This window comes from Micromonospora foliorum, from assembly GCF_022229015.1.
Lineage (GTDB): Bacteria > Actinomycetota > Actinomycetes > Mycobacteriales > Micromonosporaceae > Micromonospora > Micromonospora foliorum.
Map to the genome: position 1 here is coordinate 1 of NZ_JAKKFF010000131.1, position 24,897 is coordinate 24,897.

At 71.3% G+C, this 24,897-nt stretch carries 22 protein-coding genes, 2 pseudogenes and 1 riboswitch; of the genes and pseudogenes, 13 read left to right on the forward strand and 11 right to left on the reverse strand.

Annotated features, from left to right (window positions below; translation table 11 throughout):
• Positions 1-221: 221 nt before the first annotated feature.
• The 4 genes and pseudogenes from PSH25_RS33950 to PSH25_RS11695 form a co-directional block, all read right to left on the reverse strand.
• Positions 222-2,906 carry a DNA topoisomerase (ATP-hydrolyzing) gene (locus PSH25_RS33950; protein WP_372492771.1) on the reverse strand — a complete coding sequence of 895 codons (2,685 nt, stop codon included), beginning with the start codon at positions 2,904-2,906 and terminating at the stop codon, positions 222-224.
• 69 nt (positions 2,907-2,975) lie between these two features.
• Positions 2,976-3,584 (reverse strand): annotated as a pseudogene (locus tag PSH25_RS33955) (LAGLIDADG family homing endonuclease); the annotation flags it as partial.
• 168 nt (positions 3,585-3,752) lie between these two features.
• Positions 3,753-4,010 (reverse strand): annotated as a pseudogene (locus tag PSH25_RS33960) (DNA gyrase subunit A); the annotation flags it as partial.
• A 32-nt stretch (positions 4,011-4,042) separates the two neighbouring features.
• Positions 4,043-6,100 carry a DNA gyrase/topoisomerase IV subunit B gene (locus tag PSH25_RS11695; protein ID WP_238659116.1) on the reverse strand — a complete coding sequence of 686 codons (2,058 nt, stop codon included), beginning with the start codon at positions 6,098-6,100 and terminating at the stop codon, positions 4,043-4,045.
• Positions 6,101-6,377: 277 nt separating this feature from the next.
• Between PSH25_RS11695 and PSH25_RS11700 the strand changes: the two genes are divergently transcribed.
• The 3 genes from PSH25_RS11700 to PSH25_RS11710 all read left to right on the forward strand — a co-directional run bounded on the left by PSH25_RS11700 (position 6,378) and on the right by PSH25_RS11710 (position 9,523).
• Entirely contained in the window at positions 6,378-7,073 is a 696-nt protein-coding gene (locus PSH25_RS11700) for a hypothetical protein (protein WP_238659117.1), read from the forward strand.
• Positions 7,074-7,273: 200 nt separating this feature from the next.
• Positions 7,274-8,530, forward strand: a complete 1,257-nt coding sequence (locus PSH25_RS11705; protein ID WP_238659118.1) for an SGNH/GDSL hydrolase family protein — start codon at positions 7,274-7,276, stop codon at positions 8,528-8,530.
• Between the two features lie 129 nt (positions 8,531-8,659).
• Entirely contained in the window at positions 8,660-9,523 is an 864-nt protein-coding gene (locus PSH25_RS11710) for an alpha/beta hydrolase family protein (protein WP_238659119.1), read from the forward strand.
• A 31-nt stretch (positions 9,524-9,554) separates the two neighbouring features.
• Here the strand turns inward: PSH25_RS11710 and PSH25_RS11715 are convergent, their stop codons facing one another.
• Positions 9,555-9,725, reverse strand: coding sequence for a hypothetical protein (locus PSH25_RS11715; RefSeq protein ID WP_238659120.1), 171 nt, complete (start codon positions 9,723-9,725; stop codon positions 9,555-9,557).
• 197 nt (positions 9,726-9,922) lie between these two features.
• Here PSH25_RS11715 and PSH25_RS11720 point away from each other — a divergent pair, with 197 nt between their 5' ends.
• Together PSH25_RS11720 and PSH25_RS11725 are read left to right on the forward strand one after the other, a co-directional pair.
• A complete protein-coding gene (locus PSH25_RS11720) occupies positions 9,923-10,552 on the forward strand; it encodes a hypothetical protein (RefSeq protein ID WP_238659121.1) in 630 nt (209 codons plus the stop codon).
• A gap of 199 nt (positions 10,553-10,751) precedes the next feature.
• A complete protein-coding gene (locus PSH25_RS11725) occupies positions 10,752-11,123 on the forward strand; it encodes a hypothetical protein (RefSeq protein ID WP_238659122.1) in 372 nt (123 codons plus the stop codon).
• Positions 11,124-11,159: 36 nt separating this feature from the next.
• Here PSH25_RS11725 and PSH25_RS11730 read toward each other — a convergent pair whose 3' ends face one another.
• Entirely contained in the window at positions 11,160-12,065 is a 906-nt protein-coding gene (locus PSH25_RS11730) for a DUF72 domain-containing protein (protein ID WP_238659123.1), read from the reverse strand.
• 134 nt (positions 12,066-12,199) lie between these two features.
• Here PSH25_RS11730 and PSH25_RS11735 point away from each other — a divergent pair, with 134 nt between their 5' ends.
• Positions 12,200-12,706, forward strand: a complete 507-nt coding sequence (locus PSH25_RS11735; protein ID WP_238659124.1) for a DinB family protein — start codon at positions 12,200-12,202, stop codon at positions 12,704-12,706.
• A gap of 42 nt (positions 12,707-12,748) precedes the next feature.
• Here PSH25_RS11735 and PSH25_RS11740 read toward each other — a convergent pair whose 3' ends face one another.
• From PSH25_RS11740 to PSH25_RS11750, 3 genes are all read right to left on the reverse strand, one after another.
• The gene (locus PSH25_RS11740) at positions 12,749-14,806 is read right to left on the reverse strand and encodes an amylo-alpha-1,6-glucosidase (protein WP_238659125.1); all 2,058 of its coding nucleotides are present in this window, start codon (positions 14,804-14,806) and stop codon (positions 12,749-12,751) included.
• Positions 14,803-15,228, reverse strand: coding sequence for an SCP2 sterol-binding domain-containing protein (locus PSH25_RS11745; RefSeq protein WP_238659126.1), 426 nt, complete (start codon positions 15,226-15,228; stop codon positions 14,803-14,805). The genes PSH25_RS11740 and PSH25_RS11745 overlap by 4 nt, the downstream gene beginning before the upstream one ends.
• 81 nt (positions 15,229-15,309) lie before the next feature.
• On the reverse strand, positions 15,310-15,819 hold the full coding sequence (locus PSH25_RS11750; protein WP_238659127.1) for a mycothiol transferase: 510 nt from the start codon (positions 15,817-15,819) through the stop codon (positions 15,310-15,312).
• A gap of 78 nt (positions 15,820-15,897) precedes the next feature.
• On the opposite strand from PSH25_RS11750, the gene PSH25_RS11755 reads away from it, so the two are divergent.
• Both PSH25_RS11755 and PSH25_RS11760 read left to right on the forward strand, forming a co-directional pair.
• Positions 15,898-16,413 (forward strand): 2'-5' RNA ligase family protein, encoded by a 516-nt coding sequence (locus tag PSH25_RS11755; RefSeq protein WP_238659128.1) that lies wholly within the window; start codon positions 15,898-15,900, stop codon positions 16,411-16,413.
• Positions 16,414-16,622: 209 nt separating this feature from the next.
• The gene (locus PSH25_RS11760) at positions 16,623-16,808 is read left to right on the forward strand and encodes a hypothetical protein (RefSeq protein ID WP_091401337.1); all 186 of its coding nucleotides are present in this window, start codon (positions 16,623-16,625) and stop codon (positions 16,806-16,808) included.
• A 16-nt stretch (positions 16,809-16,824) separates the two neighbouring features.
• Here the strand turns inward: PSH25_RS11760 and corA are convergent, their stop codons facing one another.
• Positions 16,825-17,955, reverse strand: coding sequence for a magnesium/cobalt transporter CorA (corA, locus tag PSH25_RS11765; protein ID WP_238659129.1), 1,131 nt, complete (start codon positions 17,953-17,955; stop codon positions 16,825-16,827).
• 172 nt (positions 17,956-18,127) lie between these two features.
• Here corA and PSH25_RS11770 point away from each other — a divergent pair, with 172 nt between their 5' ends.
• The 5 genes from PSH25_RS11770 (at position 18,128) to PSH25_RS11790 (ending at position 23,000) form a co-directional block, all read left to right on the forward strand.
• Entirely contained in the window at positions 18,128-20,068 is a 1,941-nt protein-coding gene (locus PSH25_RS11770; RefSeq protein ID WP_308193659.1) for an amino acid transporter, read from the forward strand.
• 86 nt (positions 20,069-20,154) lie between these two features.
• Positions 20,155-20,266: riboswitch (SAM riboswitch) on the forward strand.
• Positions 20,267-20,298: 32 nt separating this feature from the next.
• Positions 20,299-20,439, forward strand: coding sequence for a hypothetical protein (locus PSH25_RS11775; RefSeq protein ID WP_238659131.1), 141 nt, complete (start codon positions 20,299-20,301; stop codon positions 20,437-20,439).
• A gap of 99 nt (positions 20,440-20,538) precedes the next feature.
• The gene (locus PSH25_RS11780) at positions 20,539-21,444 is read left to right on the forward strand and encodes an ABC transporter substrate-binding protein (protein WP_238659132.1); all 906 of its coding nucleotides are present in this window, start codon (positions 20,539-20,541) and stop codon (positions 21,442-21,444) included.
• Between the two features lie 39 nt (positions 21,445-21,483).
• Positions 21,484-22,260 carry an amino acid ABC transporter permease gene (locus tag PSH25_RS11785; RefSeq protein WP_238659133.1) on the forward strand — a complete coding sequence of 259 codons (777 nt, stop codon included), beginning with the start codon at positions 21,484-21,486 and terminating at the stop codon, positions 22,258-22,260.
• Positions 22,257-23,000 carry an amino acid ABC transporter ATP-binding protein gene (locus PSH25_RS11790; protein WP_238659134.1) on the forward strand — a complete coding sequence of 248 codons (744 nt, stop codon included), beginning with the start codon at positions 22,257-22,259 and terminating at the stop codon, positions 22,998-23,000. The genes PSH25_RS11785 and PSH25_RS11790 overlap by 4 nt, the downstream gene beginning before the upstream one ends.
• A 73-nt stretch (positions 23,001-23,073) precedes the next feature.
• Here the strand turns inward: PSH25_RS11790 and PSH25_RS11795 are convergent, their stop codons facing one another.
• Positions 23,074-24,651: a Na+/H+ antiporter gene (locus PSH25_RS11795; RefSeq protein ID WP_238659135.1), complete on the reverse strand. Its 1,578-nt coding sequence runs from the start codon at positions 24,649-24,651 to the stop codon at positions 23,074-23,076.
• Positions 24,652-24,897: the final 246 nt, after the last annotated feature.

Consider the following 24,897-nt stretch of genomic DNA (forward strand, 5'->3'; position numbering starts at 1 on the left):
CGCCGACGGCTGCCCCACCCCGCACGACAGCCGCGCCCGGCGCCGAGGACCACCCCCGACATGATCGCGCTCGATCCAGGATAGAGGGGAATCACAGCGGCGGTGATGCCACTACTTCCAGGATCGAGCACGATCTTGGGGCGGGCGGGCGGGCCGGGTGGCCGGCCGGGCGGCCGGGCGCGCGGGCCGTGCTCGGGGGACGGCGCAGGTGGGTGGGTGGGTCAGTCGCGTTCGATCAGGTGGCCTACCACCGTCGGGCCGAGCATCACGGCGAAGCCGCTGCCGTCGCGGCGGGGGTCCGCCGCGGGCAGTTCGACCGGGTCGCCGGTGGCGGTCGCGCCGACCGGTCGCGGGCCCACCCAGGCAACGGCCACGTCCGTCTCACCCTTGAGGAAGCGGTGCGCGCGCACGCCGCCGGTCGCCCGCCCCTTCGCCGGGTACGCCTTGAACGGCGTCACCTTGACCGTCGCGCCGGTGGAGGTAACCACCATCGGCTCGCCGTGCCCCGGGTCGTCGGTGCGCACCGCCCCGAAGAACGCCACCCGCGCCCCGGCCGGCAGGTTGATGCCGGCCATACCGCCGCCCTTGAGGCCCTGCGGCCGGACCAACCCGGCGGGGAAGCGCAACAGCGACGCCTCCGAGGTGACGAAGGTCAGCGTCTCGGTGCCGTCGGTCAGCCAGGTCGCCCCGACCACCTCGTCACCGTCGCGCAGACCGATCACCTCGAACTCGTCGGAACGCACCGGCCACTCCGGCGCGCAGATCTTCACCGCGCCCAGTCGGGTGCCCAACGCCAACCCCGGTGAGCCGTCCGCCTCCCCGCCGAGCGGGGCCAGGCCGACGACGGTCTCCCCCGCCGCCAACGGCACCAACTCGGCCGCGGACATCCCGCCCCGCAGTGACACCGTGCCCGCCTGTTCGGGCAGCACCGGCAGCGGCAGGACGTCGACCTTGAACGCCCGGCCGGCGCTTGTCAACAGCAGCACCCGACCACGGGCGGTGGAGTGCACGATCGCGCGTACCGTGTCGTGCTTGACCCGGCCGTTGCGTCGGCGCCCCTCGGAGCTCTCCTCCGACTCGGCCGCGGTCCGGGCGACCAGCCCGGTCGCGGAGAGGATCACCTGGCACGGGTCGTCGGCGACCTCCAGCGGGCCGGCCGGCGCGGACGCGGCCAGCACCTCCTTCAGGTCACCGTCGACAAGGGTCGTACGACGTTCGGTGCCGAACTGCTTGACCACGGCCGCCAGCTCGTCGGAGACCACCTTCTTGAGCACCCGCTCGTCGTCGAGGATCTTGCTCAGCTCGGCGATCTCGGCGCGCAGCCGTTCCTGCTCGGCCTCCAGCTCGATCCGGTCGAACTTGGTCAGCCGGCGCAACGGAGTGTCCAGGATGTAGGTGGCCTGGATGTCGGAGAGGCCGAACCGGCTCATCAGCCCGTCCTTCGCGGCCTGCGCGTCGTCGCTGCCCCGGATCAGCCGGACCACCTCGTCGATGTCCAGGAGCGCGATCAGCAGACCGTCGACCAGGTGCAGCCGTTCCTGACGCTTGCGCCGGCGGTACGAGGTGCGCCGGGTGACCACCTCGTACCGGTGCGCCAGGAAGACTTCCAGCAGCGCCTTGAGGCCCAGCGTGCGCGGCTGCCCGTCGACCAGGACCAGGTTGTTGACGCCGAACGACTGCTCCAGCGGGGTCAGCCGGTAGAGGTCGGCGAGCAGCGCCTGCGGGTTGACCCCGACCTTGCACTCGACGACGAGGCGGGTGCCGCTCTCCCGGTCGGTGAGGTCCTTGACGTCGGCGATGCCGGTCAGGCGCTTGGTCTTGGTGACCTCGTTGGTAATCGCGGCGATGACCTTCTCCGCGCCGACGCCGTAGGGCAGCTCGACCACGGTGATCGCCTGACGACCCCGGCTGCCCTCGATCGGGCCGATCTCCACCTTGCCGCGCATCCGCACCACGCCACGACCGGTCTCGTACGCCCGGCGCACCTCATCCAGGCCGAGCAGCACCCCACCGGTGGGCAGGTCGGGGCCGGGGACGAACTCCATGAGTTTGTCCAGAGTGGCGTCCGGGTGGTTGATCAGCCAGCGGGCCGCGGAGACGACCTCCGCCAGGTTGTGCGGGATCATGTTGGTGGCCATGCCGACCGCGATCCCGGACGCGCCGTTGACAAGCAGGTTGGGGAACGCGGCCGGCAGCACGGTCGGCTGGGTCAGCGACCCGTCGTAGTTGGGCTCGACGTCGACGGTGTCCTCGCCCAGCTCACCGACGAGCAGCATGGCCTCGCGAGACATTCGTGCTTCGGTGTATCTGCTTGCTGCCGGTCCATCGTCTGGGGACCCAAAATTTCCATGCCCGTCGATGAGCGGCACGTTGAGGGAGAAGTCCTGGGCCAGGCGGACCATGGCGTCGTAGATCGCCGTGTCACCGTGTGGGTGGTACTTACCCATGCAGTTGTGGACGACATAGCCCTCGGCGACGAACGCGTGCTCATCACTGCCGACCTGGATGTCGTACGTGACGTCGGGCGAAACCGCCTCAACCGAAGTGACCCGCAGGAACGAACTGCCGACCAACGCGTCGAGCCGAGCTGCGAGCGGTGAGCCAAGGCGGCGGAGTTTCTGGATCCAGCCGTCTCGTACCGCTCGCTCCAACTGGAACGACCGGTCCGCGAGCGGGACGCCATTGCGGTCCTTGCCATACCGCACCTTCGGGCCACCGCTCGCCGAGAGCGAGTCACGGAACGCCTGTCCGTCCTGGTCCCGGAACCACCCGCCGCCCTGATGCGCTGCCGTGAACTCCGCGATGACCGGACCGTAGGGCAACCGGTCGTTGCCCCGCTTGCCGCTGTACTCGTAGCCGATCTCGGCGACCCGCTGCAAGCCGTCGTGCTTGTATCCGATCCGCACCCAGGGCAGCAACAACCGGGCAAGGTCTGCGGCGTCCCGTCCGCTGACCGAGAGACCAAGGAGCGGGTTACCCGCGGAGGCGCGACCGCTGGTCCAGTGGTGCCCGTGCAGCCCAAGGTCGGCAAGCATGGCGTAGATCTGCCGCACCAGCACCTCGCTCGTGCTGACGAAGACGATCTCCCTGAAGCGCTTACGGACGTAGCCGTCTCCGTCGAAGAAGCCGGCGAGGAACGGTGCCCACGCCGCGCGGTTCGCGATGATGTCGCCCGGCACGTACTTGTCCCGGCTGAGCGGACGTGTGGCCTCCAGCAGCCCCTCGTGCCTACTGAAGGTCAGAATGTGCTGGTCGCGATGAAGGGGATTGCGTGCCTCGCGCTTGCCTCGGGAGACGTTCAATCCACTGGCGATGGCCCAGCCGTGAGCGACATCCAGCGGCTCGACGTCACACATGTGGATCCGGACCCGGCCGTCCGCTTCGCGAGACCGATGGGCGGGGAAGCCCTCAGCCACCAGCAGCCCGCGCACATAGTCGTAGACGTCACCTGCAGGCATTGACACCGCATTGCGACGACTGCCGTTCGCCAATGCCAGTCGCCCCGGGAGATCCCGAGCCTCCGCCCACTGAACCGAAAGGTCATCGGCGACCACACGGAAGCGCTGGCCCGGCGTTACGAGCATCGTGTGCCCGTTGCTCCAGGTCACGCGCACCAGTTCGGAGGTCGGATTCCGATAAACAGCAGTCACCGGTACGGAGGCTCCGCCGCCGTCCAGCACGAGGTCCCCGACTTCGATCTCCTCAATGGCCCGCAAACCGTCGGGCGTCGAGACGAGTGTGCCGGCAACGAAGCAGTCGCCGACAATTCGGGCAGACTTCACGTGCCCGCGATCCGGGCGGTAGCCCTGCTCGTACATCGACCAGAGGATGCGCCGGTGCACGGGCTTGAGGCCGTCGCGGGCGTCGGGCAGGGCGCGGGAGTGGATGACCGAGAACGCGTACTCCAGGTAGGAGTCGGAGACCTCGGTGACCAGCGGGTTGTCGAAGACCCGCGCGCCGGCCTGGTCGAACGAGGAGAGGTCGACCTTGTTTTCCTTACGGCGTGCCATGACTCAGCTCTCCATCGGAACGGAACGGGCGCTCATGCGTCGATCGCATCCCTGTCGACGCGGTCGGCGGAGTCGATGAGCCAGTTGCGGCGCGGCTCGACCTTCTCGCCCATCAGCAGTTCGAGGATGCGTTCGGCGGCGTCGACGTCGTCGAGGGTGATCCGGCGGACGGCGCGGGTGGCCGGGTTCATCGTGGTGTCCCACAGCTCGTCGGCGTCCATCTCACCGAGACCCTTGAACCGTGGGATGGGCGTGACGATCTGCTTGCCGGCCTTTTCCAGCTTGCGGACCGTCGTCTCCATCTCGGCCTGGGTGTAGGTGTAGACGGTCTGCGGGCTGCGCCCCCTGGTGGTGATCTTGTGCAGGGGCGGCATCGCGGCGTAGAGCCGACCGGCCTCGATCAGCGGTCGCATGTACCGGGCGAACAGGGTGATCAGCAGCGTACGGATGTGGGCGCCGTCCACGTCGGCGTCGGCCATGATCAGCACGCGGCCGTAGCGCAACGCGGAGAGGTCGAAGGTGCGCCCCGAGCCGGCGCCGAGGACCTGCACGATGGCCGCGCACTCGGCATTGTCCAGAACCTGCTGGAGGTTGGCCTTCTGCACGTTGAGGATCTTGCCGCGGATCGGCAGCAGCGCCTGGTATTCCGAGGAACGGGCCATCCGGCTCGTTCCCAACGCGCTGTCGCCCTCGACGATGAACAGCTCGCTGCGGTCGATGCCGGTGGCCCGGCAGTCGACAAGCTTCGGCGGCATGGACGCGCCCTCCAGGGCCGTCTTGCGCCGGGCGGCGTCCTTCTGCTGCTTCTGGGTGAGTCGCACCCGGGCGGCGTCGACGATCTTCTGCAGGACGGTGCGCGCCTCGGCCTTGGTGCGCCGGTCCTCCAGCCAGGCCTTGATGTGCGCGTCGACCAGGGACTGGAGAACCTTGGTGATGCCGGTGGTGGAGAGCTCGTCCTTGGTCTGCGAGGTGAACTGCGGCTCGGGGATCCGCACGTGCACCACCGCGGTCATCCCCTCCAGGACGTCATCCAGGGTGGGTGGCTCCTCCTTGGCCTTGAGCAGGCCGCGGGTGTTGCGGATCGCGTCCGCGAGCGCGCGGACCAGGGCCCGTTCGAAGCCCTTGCGGTGGGTGCCGCCGTGCGCGTTGCGGATGGTGTTGGTGAAGCACTCGACGGTGCGCTCGTAGCCGGTGCCCCACCGGAACGCCACCTCGACCTCGGCGCGCCGCTGCACGTTGGACTGCATGACGCCGTTGGCGTCGGCGGCGTTCTCCCGGTAGGTGCCCTCGCCGTTGACCAGCAGGGTGCCGGAGACCGGCCGGTCGCCGGCCGGGGCGAGGAACTCCACCATGTCGCTGAGCCCGTTGGGGTAGTGGAACCGCTCCTCGGCGGGCGCCTCGCCGGTCAGGTCGCGCAGCAGGTAGGTCACACCCGGGACCAGGAACGCGGTGTTGCGCAGCTTCATCCGGACGGCGTCGACGTCGAGCGCCGCGCCGGTCTCGAAGTAGCGGGCGTCGTGCCACCAGCGGATCGAGGTGCCGGTGCGCTGGCCGCGTTTCATCGCGCCGATCACCTGGAGCCCGGGGCCGGCGGTGAAGGCCGCGTCCGGCCCGGCGCCGTCGAAGATGCCCGGGACGCCGTGCCGGAACGACATCGCGTGGACCTTGCCGGCCCGGCGGACGGTCACGTCGAAGCGGCGGGACAGCGCGTTGACCGCCGACGCCCCGACGCCGTGCAGGCCGCCGGAGGTCTTGTAGCCGGAGCCGCCGAACTTGCCGCCAGCGTGCAGCCGGGTCAGCACCAGCTCGACGCCGGAGATGCCGGACTTGGCGTGCACGTCGGTGGGGATGCCCCGGCCGTCGTCGTCGACCTGCACCGAACCGTCGGGGTGCAGGATCACCTCGACGTGGCTGGCGTGACCGGCGACACCCTCGTCGGTGGAGTTGTCGAGGATCTCGTTGACGAGGTGACCCACGCCACGGCTGTCGGTGGAACCGATGTACATGCCGGGCCGCTTGCGGACAGCGTCCAGCCCCTCAAGGTGGGTGAGGTCATCGGCCCCGTACAGGGTGTCAGGCTCTGCGGTCAACTGGTCGTACTCCCCGGTCTCGGCGGTGTGCTGCCGGTCACCGGCGACATCAGCCGGCGTGGCGCGCCGCAGCGAGCCTAGCCCGAGGCTAGGACAACTCCCGGAGGCCCCGCGCGACCCGCCGCGCGCGGCCCGCCGGACGTGAGCCAACGAACAGCCGGCGGGTGATCATGGGACCACGCAGAGACACCGCCACCGGTACGCTCACCCATGATCGCGGCCGGTTTGCGCGCGGGGTGCACGCCGTCCGGGTCGAGGAGATCAGGAGGCGGTCGAGATGGACGGGACGATTCGCGACGCGCTGCGGCGCTCCCTCGGCACGCCAGCCCGACGGTGGCTGCTGGTCGGCACCCTGGTGGCGGGATTGGTGGCCGCCGTGGCGCTGGTCGCGGCGGCGTCTCCCGCCGACCGGACCTTCGCCGAACTCTCGGGCACCGTGCAGAGCCTGATGTCGGTGGTGACCCCGCTCTTCGGCATCCTGCTGGTACGCGACCTGCGGCGGGCGTCCGGCCGCGTCCCGGTCCTGCCCACCGTGCTCGCGGTGGGGCTGCCGGCGGTCGTCATCGGCGTTGTCGGTGTGCTGATCTGCGCCGCGACGCTGGCCCTCACCCCGGCCGTCGCGGACGAGCCGTGGCGGTTCGCCGGCACGGTCGCGGTGGGCAGTGTGCTGGTGCAGATCGTCGCCGGCCTGGTGGGCACCGGGCTGGGCCTGCTGCTGCGCTCGGCGGTGGTGGCGTTCCTGGCCACGATCATCCTGCCGTTGGGGCTGTTCGCGTTGCTGGGTGCCGTGGACGCCCTCCGTCCGACGCAGCCGTGGCTCACCCCGTTGGGCAGCGTGCGCAACCTGCTCTCGGGCGAGATGAGCGCACTGCGGTGGGTGCAGTGGCTGTGCGTACTCCTGCTCTGGGGTGTCGCTCTGAACGCCGTGGGCGCGGCCGGGCTGAACCGCCGCGGCGGCCCGACCGGTCGCTGACTCCCTGCGCCCGAGGGGGCGCGGGTCGGTGGGTTCGGCAACCCGGAGCGCGGGTCCAATCTCGACGCGGTAGGGCGTCATGCCTACGCGCGTATGTCTTTCGTCGAACGAATCTGTTACGGGCCATTGACGCCCGTCGCACGAGGGTGATCTGATCGCGCTCTCAGAGAATCTTTCATCTTTCGATGGATGGGGGCCCCATGCCCAGGTTCCGGCGTACCGCGCTCGCCGCGGGACTAACGATCGCCATGGCCGCGTTGTCGACCGCCGTCGCGCTGCCCGCACCCGCGTCCGCCGCGTTGCCCACCGCCGCGGTGGCGCTCGGGGACAGCTTCATCAGTGGCGAGGGCGCCGGGGCGTACACCCCGGTGGTCGACGTCAACGGCGTCAGCCAGGGCTTCCCCGGTTGGACGGCGGCGAACAACAACGCGTTCTTCTGCCACCGTTCGGCGAACGCCTCGCTCAACCAGGCCAACCTGCCGGGCATCCAGAACCGGTTCAACCTGGCCTGCTCCGGTGGCCAGCCACACGACATCGCCAATGCCTCCCAGGCGCGGACCAACGGTCGTACCGTGGCCGCGCAGCTGGACCAGCTGCGTGCCGTCGCGCAGACCCAGGACATCGACCTGGTGCTGGTCGGCCTCGGCTCCAACAACAGCTCGTTCACCTTCGGCAGCGTCGCGGAGAAGTGCGCCAACCGGTTCATCGCGGACGCCTGGACCGGCTGGTGGGAGTTCTGGGCGTACCTGAACGGGCCGGTCGAGCAGAAGCCGTGCAGCGATGCCGACCTGGCCACCGCCGCGCAGCTCAGCGCCGCGACCGCGGAGACCACCGCGGCCGTACGCCAGATCCTGACCACCCTCGACCAGGTGGACGCGGACGGTCAGCACCGGGTGGTGTTCCAGGACTACACGAACCCGCTGCCGCTGGACCTGAACCCGCAGTTCCACGAGGAGGACAGCCGGGACGACACCCGGGACAAGTTCCGTGACCTGGGTGCCGAGCGGTACGCGGCCGGTTGCCCGATCCACCGGGCCAGCCTGGCGCCGGGGCACCGCTTCTCCCAGGGTCTGGGCAGCATCGTGCAGTCCACCAGGGACACCCTGGCCGCCGAGTTCCCGGCCGACGACCTGGTGTACCTGAACGTGCAGCAGGCCTTCAACGGTGCCCGGCTCTGCGAGCAGACCAGCAGTCCGAGCGGGGCGCTGGCCACTCCGATCCGGCTCCAGGACGGCGCGACCGGCACCTTCGTCACCAGCCTCGCCGGCAAGGACAAGATCGCCATCCAGCGGATCGCCAACACCTGCGTCACCTACTTCCAGACCTGCCAGGAGTCGTGGCACCCGAACGCCACCGGGCACCAGGTGCTCGGTCAGTGCCTGAGCGGCGCCGCCTCCACCAGCGCCCGTTCGGTGGCCTGTGTCCGGGCCGGCAACGGGGCGATCTCGGTCTCCTGACCGCAGCGTCCTTCGGAGGGCCCCGCCACCCGGCGGGGCCCTCCGTCGCGTCCGGGGAGCGCACGCCGCGGTCGTCGACCCGGCGGCCTGCTGCTACCCGTCGGTAACGTCAGGCCGTAGGCTGGGCCGGTGAACGGGGATCCGGAGTACGCGCAGGAGTTCGTCGACGTCGACGGTGGCCGGCTGGGGGTGCAGGTCTACCCGGAGCCGGCCGGAGTGACGGGCGCGCCGGTGGTCGTGATCTGGCCCGCGATGGGGGTCCGGGCCCGGTACTACCGGCCCTTCGCCGCCGCGCTGCGCGCCGCCGGGTTGGCCGTGGTCGTGGCCGACCTGCGCGGCACCGGTGCCAGCACGCCCGCGCCGAGTCGGGCGGACCGGCACGGTTACGCCGAACTGGCCGGCGACGTCGGCGCCGTCTTGGCCGCCCTCAAGCCACGACTGGACGGACGCACCCGACTGCTCCTCGGGCACTCGCTCGGCGGGCAGGCCGCGCTGCTGCACCTCGCCCTGCACGGCGGCGACGAGGTGGACGGGCTGGCGCTGATCGCGGTCGGCATCCCGTACTGGCGGAGCTACCCGGGCCGGCGCGGCCTCGGCGTGCTGCCCTACACCCAGGGGATCGCCGCCACGGCGGCTCTGCTCGGGGTCTGGCCGGGCTGGGGCTTCGGCGGTCGGCAGGCGCGCGGCGTGATCCGCGACTGGGCATACACCGCGCGGACCGGCCGGTTCCCCCGGCTCGACGGTACGGACACCGAGGCGGCGGTCCACGCGGTACGGACCCCGGTGCTGGCCGTCAGTGTGGACGACGACCAGTTCACCCCGCACGAGACCATGGACCACCTCTGCGCGAAGCTCGGCGGCGCGCCGGTGACCCGGGAGCGGTACACAGTGGCGCAGGCCGGGGCGACGTTGGACCACTTCACCTGGGTCCGCGCGAGCGACCCGCTGGCGCGGCGGATCGCCGGTTTCGCCGGCGACCTGCCGCCCCGCTGAGCCGTACTCCTCCAGCCCGGGGCCGGTCGGCTCACTCGTCCTGGTCCAGCGGCACCAGTTCACCGTCCCGCTCCACCTGGATCTCCGCGTGCTCCTTGCGGGGGGCGACCTCGGACGTGTTCCGGTGTGGGTCGTTGTCGGGGTGCATGAGCACCGCGTCCGTTTTGGGGGTCTTCTCCCGGCTCTCGTCCGGCTGTGACATCGCGTTCACCTCTCGTCGGCGTCGCTCGGGATCTACCCGCCACGGGGCGAACGACTCCTGTCGGGGCGAGGTCAACCCACCGACGTCACGGATGTCCGGTAGCTGCCCGCCAGGGCGCGGATCGGCCCACCCGGGGCGGGGTTAGCCGCCCGACCGGCGGGTAAGCCGCACCGCCCGACACGGCGGAAGGGGATCACATGTCCGAACGGCACACCGCACTGCGCTCGATGCACGATCTGGGCCTGGCGGCCTGGTTTGGCGGCTCCCTCATGGGTGCCTTCGGCGTCAACGGCGCAGCGGCGAAAATCAGCGACTCGACCCAGCGACTCCCGGTCGCCTCGGCCGGATGGTCCAAGTGGACCCCGGTCAACGCGGCCGCGATCGGCGCCCACCTGGCCGGCGCCGTCGGCGAGTTGGTGACCGAGAGCCCACGGGTGGCGGCCCAGTCCGGCGTCGCCCGGGCCAGCGTCATCAAGACCGCGTTGACCATCGGCGCGCTGGCGGTCACCGGCTACAGCCGGTTGGTCGGCATGCGGCTGGAGAAGGCCGGCGGCCCGTCGGTGAGCGGCGCCACCGAGCCGAACCACCAGACCCCGGCCAGTGTGGCCTCGTCGCAGCGGCAGATGAAGCTGCTCCAGTGGGCCATTCCGGCGCTGACCGGGACGCTTGTCGTGGTCACCGCGTACATGGGTGAGCAGCAGAAGCCCGGCCAGGTCTTCCGAGGAATGCTCGGTCGCACCGGTGGGATGAAGGCCGCCTCGAAAAGCATGATCAGGATGGCGGGAATGAGCAACGGCAAGCGGCCGATGGCGATGGCCGGACGCTGAAACGTCGGGCCGGCCGGCGTCCCGCCGCCACCTCGACGGCGGGGCGCTGGCCGGCCCTACGCGCGCACCGGAGGCGACGACGTATCCCGCGCGCGCGGCGGCGTGCCGGCGACATGTCGAGCGCCGCGCTCGGGCGGGCAGTCCCGGCCCGAGGACGGCACATCGTCCGCCGGTTGGCGGACCGACGAGCGGGGTGGCCATGACGGCGCACAAGGGACGCAGCGGTGACAACGACCGGCTGGAGCCGGAGGCGACCAAACCGTGGGGCACCGGCGACGGCTTCGACGCCGACGCGCCCTGGGGCACGGACGACGACTCACCGATGGACGAGGGCAGCGAGGAGACCGCGGTACCCGAGGGACGGCGCGGAGAGCGGCGCGCGGGTGCCCCGGCGGGCCGGTCGGGCCCGGCCGGACGACACGGCTTCGGCTCGGTCGAGCCGACCCGTACGACGATGGCCGGACCGGGTGCCCCACCCGACCCCGCCCCCAGCGGCCGGAGCTTCCCCGACGACGCGGACATCGGCGAGTCGACCCAGGACGCCCTCCGCAGCCGGGGACGGCGGTCCTGAGCGGACCCGCGCCCGCCCGGGTGGCTGGTGCGGCGATCAGCCGGTCGCCGGGACGGCCTGGTCGGCGACCATCGTCTCGGCGAGCAGTTGCGCCAGCCGGGTGGCGTCGCGCTGGGCCTGCCCGGCGCAGCAGTTGTTGAACAGCACGTGCAGATCGTCGGGGAGACCGGCGAACTCGGCCAGCAGTCCGGCCCAGTGCCGGAGTTCGTCCTCGGCGTACGCGTACCGGAACTTCTCCTGCTTGTCGCCCACACCCCAGGCGTCGCTGTGACCGTGGAAGCGGACGACCGCCGGCTCCGCCGTCATGGTCAGGATCGGCGGCACCGACGACGGGTGCCCCTGTGGCATGTCGACGCAGACCAGGGACAGATCGTGGGCGCGGAGCAGGTCCAGAGTGTCCGAAGCCGCGTCCTCGTCCAACCAGGAGCCGTGCCGCAGCTCCACACCGACCCGCCACGGCCGGCAGCGCTGCGCCAGCTCGACGATCCGGCGTTCGGCCGCGGGGCTGCGCACCAGCCACGGGGGGAACTGCAACATCACCACACCGAGCTTGCCGGCCGCCGCGATCGGGTCGAGGGCCGCGCGGAACCGGGCCCACAGCTCGTCGTACGCCGGCTCCGGCAGGTCACGGCGGCGGATCCGGCTCGGGCCGACGGTCGGGCGCAGGTCCCGGGGCAGCACGGCGACCGGCGTCGGGTGCCCGGTGAAGAGGCTGAACGCCTTGACGTCGAAGGTGAAGTCGTCCGGTGTGGCGTCCACCCAGCCCTGGGTCGTCTCCGGCGCCGGGATGGCGTAGTAGGACGTGTCCACCTCGACCAACGGGAACTGACTGGCGTAGAAGCCCAGCCGACGGGCCGGCGTGCTGGCCGAGCGTGGGTACCACCCGGAGCGCAGCAGGGACTGGTCCGCCCAGGACGACGTGCCCACCTTAATCACACCCATGTCATTCAGTGGACCGCCACCGGCGCGGATCGGCAACCGCTGGCGGCTCCTGCGCCGACCCGGTGTCGTGCCCGGAAACTGTCGGTGCCTCGCCCTACGGTGGCACCGGATGGACATCAACGAAGGGTGGCGGCATGACCAGCAGCACCGAGCAGCTCACCGGTGAGCGCACCGACCTCCTGCAGACGCTCCGCAAGCACCGCGGTTTCCTCCTGCAGACGGTCGACGGGCTCACCGACGAGCAGGCTGCCAGCCGCCCCACCGTCAGCGGCCTCTGCCTCGGCGGCCTCATCAAGCACGTGGCGGGCGTCGAGCACCGGTGGATGCTCTTCGCCGTCGGCGGCGCGGAGGCGATGGGCCGCGAGGAGGTCGACTGGGTCGGTCAGTTCCAGATGGCGCCGGGCGAGACCCTCGCCGGGCTGGTCGAGCGGTTCCAGCAGGTGGCCGGCCAGACCGACGAGTTGATCGCCACTCTCGACCTGGACGCGGCGCACCCGCTGCCGCAGGCGCCCTGGTTCGAGCCGGGGGCGAGTTGGACGGTCCGCCGGGTGCTGCTGCACGTCATCGCCGAGACGGCCCAGCACGCCGGGCACGCCGACATCCTGCGGGAGTCGATCGACGGCGCCAAGACCATGGGCTGACCCCGGCGCCCACCGTTGCCGGCTGGGCGCTGGTCCTCGACCTCAGCGCAGGCGGCGCCGGCGTTCGGTGGTCCGGTCCCTCGCGTAGGCGTCGGAGTGACCCCACCGGCCCGGGATGTCCAGCAGTTCCAGCCGACCGAACCCCTCCGGCACCGCCGGGTTGACCAGCAGGTTGTCGCCAGTGGGTCGCAGGCCCAGCACGGTGCCCAGCAGCATCAGCAGGGCTCCCGACGACCACGCCTGCGGGCGGCAGCTCATCGCCAACTCGACGGGGTAGGTCGTCAGGCCGCGCTCGTAACCGGCGATCACCTCCGGCACCGCGCCGCCGACCGTCTGCGCCATGTCGAAGATGCCGGCCGCGATCCGGGCCGCCTGCGCGTCGAGGCGGTAGCGACGCAACCCGGCGACGATCAGCGCGTTGTCCGACGGCCACACCGCGCCCAGGTGTGCGCCGACCGGGTTGTACGTGCGCTGCCCCTCGGCGAACGTGCGTACCCCCCAACCGCCGAACAGCCGCGGCCCCACGAGGTGCTCGGCGACCGCTTCCGCGCGGTCGTCCGCGACGATCCCGCTCCAGAGCAGGTGCCCGATGTTGGAGGCCAACGCGTCGACAGGTTCGCCGTACGGGTCGAGCGCCAACGCGTAGTACTCCCGGTGTGGCAACCAGAAGTCCCGGTTGAAGCGCTCCTTCAGCGCCGCCGCCTCCCGTTCCAACCGGTCGGCGTACGCGGGGTCGCCCCAGAACTCCCGGGCCAGCCGGGCGCCACGCCGCTTCGCGTCGTACGCGTAGCCCTGCAACTCACAGGTGGCGCGAGGGAAGGCGGGCTGCCGCCCGTCGGAGTCGACGATGGCGTCCGGGGAGTCCTTCCAGCACTGGTTGACAGTGCCGTCGCGCTCGTTGCGGCGCTGGTAGCGCAGGTAGCCGTCCCCGGTCAGGTCGCCGTACTCGTCGATCCAGTCAAGCGCCATCCGGGCCGGGTGGCGCAGCTCGCGGACCAGGTCCGCGTCACCGGACCAGCGCTCGTACTCGTCGAGCAGCACGACGAAGAGCGGGGTGGTGTCGGCCGCGCCGTAGTACAGCGCGCTCGCCCGGTCGCCGAACGCCCCCGTCTCGCCGTACCGGAGCTGGGCCAGGATCTTGCCGGGCTCCTCGTCCAGCGCGTCGTCGAGCTGGCCGCCCTGCATGAGCGCCAGCATCCGCAGCGTCGCCGGGGCCAGTTCGGGGGTGAACGCCATGGTCTGGAGGCAGGTGATGATGGCGTCCCGTCCGCACAACCCCATCGCCCACGGCAGACCACCGATCGGCACCCGCTCCCGGTACGACAACGGCCGGTACCGCAGTGCCGCCAGGTCGGCGAGGCTGCCCCGGTAGAGCTCTTCCAGGCCGTCGCGTTCGGCCACCAGCTGTGGCGCCCGGTCCAGCCACTGCGCCAGGTCCTCGCGCATCCCCGTCCGCACGGTCCGCTGGTGCGACTGCAGGTCGGCGCGGAGATCCCGGCCGTCCTCGCCGCCCATGGTCACGCTGACGTGCAGGTCGGTCTCCCACTTCCCGTCGGGTGCGACCCGGATCCGGAACGTCATTCCGTGCGCGTCCACCTCGGCGGGGACGGTGCTGCGCACGGTGGTCTCGCGGACGAACCGGTCCCGCTGGTAGCGCAGCACGAGTTGCTGGCTCGCCGAGTCGGCGCTGACCTCGACGGTCCGCTGCCGGAGCTGCCCGACCTCGACGATGTCGGTGAAGTCGCTGGCCATCTCCATCCGGACGGTGTAGTCGGCGGGCTGCGACGAGTGGTTGAGCACGGTGATGTTCTCGTGGAAACAGTCGTGGACCGAACGGTGCCTGATGATCGACATGTCGGCGTCGACGTAGTGGCTCGCCGCACCGGGGACGAGGAAGAACCGGGTCTCGAAGTACGTGAGGTCGTCGCGGGCGAGCGCGTTGATCCGTTCACCGTCGATCCTGAGCACCCAGTGGGACAGAAACCGGGTGTCGTACGCGAAGAGTCCGGTCGGGGCCTGCGGATCGGCCTCGATGTCGCCCTGGGCGTCACTGATCGCGAAAAGGTTTCCCGCGATGACGTGCACCAGTTCCTGCTTCACGGCCGCTCGTCCCGAGCGGTCGTCGCGGCCCGAGCGGTCGTCGCGGCCCGGCCAGCCAGCGCGGCACGGCCCAACTCCTGCGGATGGCGGGCGCCGTCGGGCCCGGAGAAGACGCGCCGCAGCAGCATCAGCAGTTGCATGTTGCCCTGCACGGTCAGCTCGTTGCGCAGCAGGCCCGCGCCCGGGTGCAGCTCGCCGCGGGCCATCCGGTCGAAGACCGCCCGGTCGGCCCGCACCACCAGTTCGGCGTCGTCGGCCGAGCGGGTCACCCGGACGTGTTGGTCGGCAATGGTCAGGTACCAGTGATCGGTGCTGCCGTCGTCGCGGACATCCAGCCGCAGCGTCCCCGCGGTGGTCTCCGGCAGGTCGGGCCGCCGACCGGTGTCCAGCTGTCGCAGGTACTGCTCCGCCGTCGCGCCCATCGGGTCCCCTCCCCACGGTCTCCCGCAGGATCACCCGCGCCGGGGTGAGCCCGGTTCACCCGAAGCGGGTGAGGGGGCGCCTCAGCCGGCCTCGATCAGGCCGCGCACGTAGGCCGCCTGGCCCACGTGCTGCAGATCGTCGTCGACGACGCTGACCAACCGGACGCCGAGGGTGACCGGTGGATCCCACCCCTCGTCGACCACGCGGTCCAGGTCCGCCGGGCCCAGGCCGGCCAGGAAGCCTCCGGTACGCGCCGCGACCGCCCCGTAGTAGTCGATCAGCGCCTGCGCGTTCTCCGGCCGCACCGCCGCGACCTGCGCGGGCGAGTGCCCGTAGCCGGTGTCGTCGGGGTCGGCGGCGAGCCCGAACCGACCCGCCCAGTCGCCGCTCACCCAGATCTGGTCGGCGTCGAGGAGGTCGGCGACGTGGTGGTCCTGCACCCGGGTGAGGTGCCAGACCAGCCAGCCGACCGAGTTGGCGCCCGGCCCGGGCTGCTGGCGCAGTTGCTCGGGGCTGAGGCCGTCGACCGCCGCGCGGACGAGGTCGGGCAGCCGGTCGTACGCCTCGGTCAGCAGGTCACTCACATCCACGGGTACGCCTTCCTGGTCGGTTTCCGAACAGGTACCGCCGGACCCGGGCGCGCAAACCTCGGCCGCTACGGTGATCAAATGGTCGCCGCGGTGGAGTTGTACCTGGACCCGGACGCCACCCGCCGGATCCGGGTGCTCTGGGACGCGCTGGAGGCCGAGGGTGTGCAGAGCATGCGCTCGCTGCTGGAGCAGCGCCACCGGCCGCACGTCTCGCTCGCGGTGGCCCCGCGCTTCGATCCGGAGCAGGTCGCCGAGGCGCTACAGGGGACGGTGGTGGCCGCCCCACTGCGACTCGACTTCCAACACGCCGGCCAGTTCGTCGGTCGGGTGCTCTGGCTCGGTCCGGCGCCGACCCCGGAGTTGCTGGCGCACCACCGGCTGGTCCACGACCGGCTCGCCGCCGCCGGCATCCCCCTCGCCGAGCACTACCAGCCGGGGCGCTGGGTGCCACACTGCACGCTCTCCATGCGGGTGCCGAACACGCTGATGGCCGCCGCGGTGCGCCGCTGCCTGGAGGTGTTACCGCTGGCCGCGACCGTGGTCGGCGCGGCGCTCACCGACCACGCCCGCGGCATCGCCCACCCGCTGCCTTGACTGTGACTCGACCGTCGACGCGTAATGTCCGGTTTGGCGGGCGACAGTCGGAAACCCGAAAACAAGCGGTGCGGATGCGGCCGGGCGTGGGAAGGTTCGAGTGGCTGTCGTACCGGTGGTGGGCTGCTCACAGGCGGTTCGCCCGGCCGGTGTGGCCTGGGGTCACCCCGCGCCACCCACGGCGGCTTCGACGAGGAGAGGCAGGGCCCATGCAGGCTCAGCGCAGGCCACCGCGCACGGAGCGGAGCCAGACCCGGGACGACCGGACCGGCGGCGGGATGACCGGGGCGGCCACGCCACTGACGATCTGGGCGGCCGCCGTACTGCTCGGCCGGATCGGCGCCGGTGACGACGACGTCGAGGACGAACGGCACATCCTGCGCGGCATCGAGTGAACCCGGGCCGCACGGCTCAGAGCCAGCCGCGCCGCTTGAAGATCACGTAGAGGGTGCCGCAGACCAGCAGCATGAGCAGCAGCGCGAAGAGATAGCCGAAGCGCCAGTTCAGCTCCGGCATGTGGACGAAGTTCATGCCGTACACGGTGCCGATGAGCGTGGGAGCGAAGAGGATCGCCGCCCAGGAGGAAACCTTCTTCAGCTCCTCGTTCTGGCTGTAGCTGGCCGCGGTGAGGCTGCGCATCTCCTCGTTCTGCTGCTGCGAGACGAGGGTGGCGTTGACGGTGAGGATGTTCTGCAACAGGTGCCGGAACCCGTCCACCCGCTCCACCACCTGGGTCAGGTGGTCGGTCACGTCGCGCAGGTAACGGCGCAGCTCCTCGTCCTCGCTGGCGCTGCCGGCGTCGTCGGCCAGCGCGTCGAGCACGCTGAGCAGGGGCCGGGCGGCCCGCTGGAACTGGATGACCTCCCGGCTGAGGCCGTAGATGCGGCGGCTGGCGTTCGGGTCGCCACCGAACACCTGGGTCTCGATCTCGTCGATGTCGTTCTCCAGCCCGGCCACCACCGGCGCGTACCCGTCGACGACCTGGTCGAGGATCGCGTACAGGACCGCCTCCGGGCCCCGGGCGAGCATCTGCGCCTCGGTCTCCAGCCGCCGCCGCACCGCGGCCAGGTCGGGCGCCTCACCGTGTCGGACGGTGACCACGAAACCCGGCCCGATGAACAGGTGCAGCTCGGAGAACTCGACCTCCTCCCGGAGGTCGTCGTAGCGGGCGGCGCGCAGCACCACGAACAGGGTGTGCGCGTACCGCTCCAGCTTGGGCCGCTGATGGGCGTTGATCGCGTCCTCGACCGCCAGGTCGTGCAGCCGGAACTCCCGGGCCAGCGAGGTGATCTGCTCGATGTCCGGCCGGTACAACCCGATCCAGGCCATCGCGCCGTCCTGCTCCTGCAGGCAGCGGTACGTCTCGGCGAGGCCGGACGGCGAGGCGAACCGGTGCCCCCGGAGGTAGACCGCGCTGTCCACCAGGCCGCCGCGTGGCGTGGCGGGCGACTCGGCGGGCGGCGGCACGCCGACCCTCGTCTCGTACTCGTCGAGTTGGCGGCCGAAGCCACCACCCGGGCGGAAGCGACGGCCGCCGACCATGCCCTGTCCCCTCCCCCGGTGCCGTCCGGTCCAGCCCGGAGCGCTGCTTCCCCCCTGTCCTGGGCCCGAAACCCGCCGTGGCGTCGGCTGGGTTCCGCGCACCGACGGACGGGGGCGGCCCGACGGGCGGATACTCACGGTGACCGTGGGCGGGATGACGGGGGACGCGCCGGTGACTGTCGACAGACGTGCCGGCCGGTTGCGGGGGTGGCTGCTCGACGCCGGCTCGGACCAGGCCGTGCAGCACCCGGGGCCGCACGGGCGCCCGCCGGAGCACCGGCACCACCCGTGGTGGAAGGTGATGTGCCTGACCGGCGTCGACTACTTCTCCACGCTGGGTTACCAACCGGGCATCGCGGCGTTGGCCGCCGGGGCGCTCTCACCGGTGGCGACCCTGGTGCTGGTGTTGGTGACCCTGCTGGGGGCGCTGCCGGTCTACCGGCGGGTGGCGGTGGAGAGCCCGCACGGTGAGGGCTCCATCGCGATGCTGGTACGCCTGCTGAACTACTGGCCGGGCAAGCTGCTGGTGCTGGTGCTGCTCGGTTTCGCGGCCACCGACTTCATCATCACCATCACCCTCTCGGCCGCCGACGCGACGGCGCACATCGACGAGAACCCGTTCTGGCCGAGCGGGCTCAAGGGGCACCAGGTGCTGGTCACGCTGCTGCTCGTGTCGCTGCTGGGCGCGGTGTTCCTCAAGGGATTCACCCAGGCCATCGGGATCGCCGTCGTCCTGGTCGCGGTCTATCTGACGCTGAACGCGGTGGTGGTGGTCGACGCGCTGTGGCGGGTGGTGACCCATCCGAGCGCGGTCGGCGACTGGACCACCACGCTGACCGCCGGGCACGGCGACCCGTGGTTGGTGGTCGGGCTGTCGCTGCTGGTCTTTCCGAAGCTGGCGTTGGGCCTGTCCGGCTTCGAGACCGGGGTGGCGGTCATGCCGAGCGTACGAGGTGACCCGCAGGACTCGGAGGCACGACCGCTGGGCCGGATCCGTGGCGCACGCCGGCTGCTCACCACCGCGGCGGTCATCATGAGCGCATTTCTGATCACCAGCAGCGTGACGACCACCGTGCTCATCCCACCGGAGGCCTTCCAGCCGGGTGGGCCGGCGAACGGGCGGGCACTGGCCTACCTGGCGCACGCCCACCTCGGCGAGGTGTTCGGCACCGTCTACGACCTGTCCACCATCGGAATCCTCTGGTTCGCCGGCGCATCGGCGATGGCTGGTCTGCTCAACCTCGTGCCGCGCTACCTGCCCCGGTACGGCATGGCGCCGACCTGGGCGCGAGCCGTCCGGCCGCTGGTGCTGGTCTTCACCGCCGTGGCGTTCCTGATCACGATCGTCTTCGAGGCCAGCGTCGACGCGCAGGGCGGCGCGTACGCCACCGGGGTCCTGGTGTTGATCACCTCGGCGGCGACGGCGGTGACGCTCGCCGCGCTCCGGCAGCGTCAGCGCGGCCGCACCATCGCGTTCGGCGTCATCGCGGTGATCTTCGTCTACACCACGCTGGCGAACGTGGTGGAGCGCCCGAGTGGCGTCAAGATCGCGGCCTGTTTCATCGGCGGGATCATCCTGGTGTCGGTGCTGTCCCGGCTCATGCGGGCGTACGAGCTGCGCGTCGACCACGTCGAGCTGGACCCCACCGCGGCCCGGATGATCGACGAACGCGCCGGACGGCGGATCCGTCTCATCGCGCACGAACCCGACCGGCGCGACGCGGCCGAATACCACGCCAAGCTGGCGCAGACCATGGCGGACAACGACTTCCCCGGCGACGGCGACGTCATCTTCGTCGAGGTCAAGGTCACCGACCCGTCCGACTTCGAGACCGGGCTGCTGGTCCGCGGCGGCGTGGTCGACGGTCGCTTCCCGGTGCTCAGCCTGGCCAGTTCGTCGGTGCCCACCGCGCTCGCCGCCCTGCTGCTGGAGATCCGCGACCGCAGCCGTCGACGCCCGCACATCTACTTCGAGTGGTCCGAGGGCGGTCCGGTTCGCAACTTCCTGCGCTACCTGGCGTTCGGGCAGGGCGCCATCGCCTCGGTGACCCGGGAGATCCTGCGCCGCCAGGAGCCCGACCCGCACCGTCGACCGCACGTGCACGCCGGTTGACGTGCGAGCGGGCGGCTCATCGCGCACGGTGAGCGTGGTCATAACGACTGGACGACCCACCCGTCGGTGCTGCTAGCCTCGGCGCAGGTCATGAGTGCCAGCGCGAAGCCCCGGCTCGCTGGCCGGCAACCCTCCTCCGCGGTGGGGTGCCCCGGGTGAGGACCAGGCACCGGCACGACGTCGGCGCAAGCGTGGCCTGGCACCCAGGTCAGCACAGACCCGGGAGAACCATGCGCATCCTCAGCACCGCCCCACCGACCGACGTCGCGGACTCCCGCACCGGTCGCCCCTCGCCCGCCCTGACCCGGCGACGGCACGTGGACATGATGCGAATGTGCAGCGCCGCCTGTCGTCGCGGCATCGCGCTCTAGCACAGCCCTTCCCGAACTCCTTCCCACCGGTACGCCCTCGGGCGTCCCGTCGGTGGCGCACGCCCGTGCGCGCCGAGACACCACCCTTCGGAGACACCCGTGCGATTCCTTCCTGCCCTGACCCGCGCCGCCGCCCTGGGCGCGGCCACGATCCTGGCCGCCACCGCCCTCACCGCCTGCGGCGACGACAGCTCGTCCGATGCCACCGCCAACCCGTACGGCCTGGCCCAGCCGGGCGTGCTGCGCGCCGGCACGCTCACCGACGCCCCGCCGAACGTCTACCTCAAGGACGGGAAGTTCACCGGCTTCGACAACGACCTGCTGACCGCCGTGGCCGGCAAGCTCGGCCTCACTGTCGAGTTCGTCGGCACCGACTTCTCCGCGCTGCTCAGCCAGGTCAACAACCGCAAGTTCGACGTCGGCAGCTCCTCGATCACCATCACCGAGGCACGCAAGAAGACCGTTGACTTCGGCAACGGCTACGACTTCGGCTACTTCGGCCTGGACGTCCCGGCCGGCTCGCCGATCACCAGCTTCGACCAGCTCGCCGGCAAGCGGGTCGTGGTGGTGCAGGGCACCGTCCAGGACGACTACGCCACCGGAAAGCAGCTCAACCCCGTGCGGGTGCCGGACTACAACGGCGCGATCAACCAGCTCAAGGCGGGCACCGCCGACGCCTGGATCGCCCCGGCGGAGATCGGCGAGAAGTCGGCCACCGACAGCAACGACAAGATCACCGTGGCGGCCAAGCAGCTCAGCCCGGCACCGACCGCGTACGCCGTGGCCAAGGGCAGCGACGAGCTGCGCGAGGCGCTGAACAAGGGCCTCGACGAGGTCATCGCCGATGGCACCTGGAGCCGGTTGCAGGCGCAGTACTACCCGGGCCGGCCGATCCCGGCGGACTTCACGCCGGGCAGCGGCACGGTGCCGGCCCCGTCCGCGTCGGCCTCGGCGGCGCCGTCGGCTACAGCCGCGCCGTCGGCGTCCGCGTCGGCCGCGTCCTGAGCCGGTGACGAGCGAGCGGGGCGGTAGGAGGAGCGACCGATGGATCCGTTGAGCACCCTGTGGGAGACCTTCTTCGACTGGGACGCGATGCGCGAGGCGCTGCCCGAGATGCTGACCGTCGGGTTGCCCAACACGCTGATCCTGGCGGTCTCCGCCGCCCTGCTCGGCTCGGTGCTGGGCCTGCTGCTGGCCGTCGCCGGGATCTCCCGCAGCCGCTGGTTGCGCTGGCCGGCGCGGGTCTACACCGACGTGTTCCGGGGGCTGCCGGCCGCGGCGACCATCCTGCTGATCGGCGTCGGGCTGGCCCCGCTGGGCATGCAGGTCTGGGGGCCGGATCCCTACCCGTTGGGCATCCTGGCGCTGTCGCTCATCGCTACGGCGTACATCGGGGAGATCTTCCGTTCGGGCATCCAGTCGGTGGAGGCCGCCCAGTTGGAGGGCGCCCGGGCGCTCGGCTTCTCCTGGGCCGACGCGATGCGGCTGGTGATCATCCCGCAGGGCATCCGGCGGGTACTGCCGGCCTGGGTGAACCAGCTCATCGCGCTGATCAAGGACTCCAGCCTGGTCTACTTCCTCGGCCTGGTGGCCAGCCAGCGGGAGCTGTTCCGGATCGGGCAGGACTACGCGGCCACCACCGGCAACGAGTCCGCGCTGCTGTTGGCGGGGCTCTGCTACCTGGCGCTGACCGTTCCGCTGACGCACGTCGTCAACTGGATCGACAGGCGGCTGCGCAACGGTCGGCCGGCCACCGCGTCGACCGAGGAGGACGACGACGACACCGCGTCGTACGCCGCGACGGAAGGAGACCGGCGATGACCACCGCCACGACGACCTCGGTCAGCCTCGACGTACGCGGCGTGCACCTCGCCTTCGGACCGAACCGGGTGCTGCGCGGCGTCGACCTCTCGGTGCCGCGTGGCGCCACGGCCTGCGTCATCGGCCCGTCCGGGTCGGGCAAGTCCACACTGCTGCGCACCATCAACCGGCTGATCGAACCGGACCGGGGCGATGTGCTGCTGGACGGGCGCAGCGTGCTGGGCGACGACCCGGACGCGCTACGGCAGCGGGTGGGCATGGTCTTCCAGCAGTTCAACCTCTTCCCGCACATGAGCGTGCTGCGCAACGTCACGCTGGCGCTGCGCCGGCTGCGCAAGCTCGGTGCGGACGAGGCGGAGACTGTCGCCCGCGCCCAGTTGGAGCTTGTGGGGCTGGCCGGCAAGGCGAACTCCCGACCGGCGCAGCTCTCCGGTGGTCAGCAGCAGCGGGTGGCGATCGCCCGCGCGCTGGCGCTGCGGCCCGAGGTGATGCTCTTCGACGAGGCGACCTCGGCGCTCGACCCGGAGTTGGTCAAGGGCGTCCTCGGGGTGATGGCCGACCTGTCCGCCGCCGGGATGACCATGGTGGTGGTGACCCACGAGATGGGCTTCGCCCGGCAGGTCGCCGACACCGTCGCCTTCATGGACCGCGGCGTGGTGCTGGAGGCCGGCCCACCCGAGGCGATCTTCGAGCGGGCCGAGCATCCGCGGCTTCGCCGGTTCCTCGACCAGGTGCTCTGAAACCAGGCGCTCTGAAACCAGGTGCGCCGACACCAGGCGCGCTGAACCGCGCCGGTCGGACGATTGCCGACGGTCACTCGTTGGGCCCGCGCCCCAGCAGCCGGATCTCCTCGTTGTCCAACGCGGCCTGGAGTTCCTGCAGCACCAGATCGTCGATCTCCCGGTTGTCGCGCAGCCGGGTGACCTCCCGCCTCTTGTGGGCGAGGACGCCGAGGCGCAGTCGGCGTTCCAACCGGCGTTCCTCGGCGGTGTTCCCACATCTCTCGTTGAGGTCCTCCAGGTGCCGCTGGTACTCGGCTTCCAGCCGACGCACCGCGTCATCCTGGGCACCGACCTCTGCGGCGACCTGGGGAAGAGCGGCCAAGCCCACCTCGGTGGCCCGCCGCCGGGCGTTCCGGGCCTCGTCGACGCGTTCCGGGTCGCCGCTCAGCCCGGCCCAGCGGACGACCAACGGCAGGGTGGTGCCCTGCAGGAGCATGATCAGCACGATCACCAGCGCGGTGACGAAGATGATCAGATCGCGTTCGACCACCGGTCGACCGTTGGCCGTCACCGTCGGGACGGCCAGGGCGGCGGCGAGCGACACCGCGCCCCGGAAACCGGACCAGCCGGCGACGGTGCCAACCCGCCAGGCGGAGGGACCTCGACCGTCGTCGTCCACCATCCGGCGGCGCCGCAGCCGCGCCGACTGCGCGGTGAGGTAGACGAAGAGCAGCCGGGTACCGATCACGACCAGGGTGACCACCAGCACGATCAGCAGAGCCCGCTGCGGCGAGGTGCTGGTGATGCTCCGCACCGCGCGGGGAATCTGCGTGCCGAGCAGGACGAACAACCCGCCGTTGATCAGGAAGGTGGACAGGTCCCAGAACGCGTACGCCAGCACCCGGGACCGGGCGCGGATCACCCGTGGGCCGGCGTAGGCCAGCACCAGGCCGGCGACCACCACCGCCAGTACGCCGCTGGCGTGCACCGAGTCGGCGAGCAGGAAGGCGCCGAACGGTGTCAGCACGCTCAGCGCGCCCTCGCGCAGCGGATCGTCGAGCCGCTTGCGGATCAGCACCACGGCCGCCCCCACCAGCAGACCGGCGACCACACCGCCGACGCTGGCGCCGACGAACTCCTCGCCGATGCCCAGCACGCCCGGCTTGGCGCTCTCGCTCAGCAGACCCACCGCGACCGCGAAGACCACAAGCGCGGTGCCGTCGTTGATCAGGCTCTCCGCGTGCAGGGTGGTGAGCAGCTTTCGGGGCAGCCGCTTGGCCAGGCCGGTGACCGCGGCGGCGTCGGTCGGCGCGAGGACCGCGCCGAGCACCCAGGCGGCGGCGGGGTTCACCCCGAACGCCTGCGCGGCGAACGACACCGTGACCATGGTGAGCACCACCAGCACCACGGCGAGCAACCCGATCACCGGCAGGTTGGCCCGGATCTCCCGCAGGCTGATGGTGAGGCTCTCCCGGTACAGGATCGCCGGCAGGAAGATCAGCAGGACCAGGTCCGGTTCCAGGGTGACCTCGGACAGCGGCGGCGTGAGCCCGAGCAGCACGCCGAACGCGATGAGCAGGACCGGCGGGGCGACCCGGTACCGACCGCCGAGAGTGGTGCCGACGAGGACGGTGACGCCGAGCGCCACGATCAGGATGAGCCCCTCCACGCGTACCCCCCTTCGGACCATGGCGTCGGTGGACGCGCCGGTGGTTCCATCTGACCGCACCCGCCGGTGGGTTCCGGCGGAAACCCGCAAGTCGCCGTGGCCGCGGGTGAGGGTCAGCCGGCGGCGCGGGCGCGGGCGGTCACCGCACGGGCCGTACGACGGTGTTCGGTCGCCTCCTCGGCACGGCCCAGCGCGGCGGCCAGGTCGGCGAGATGCCCGGCCACCGGGCCGGCGGTGAGCACCCCG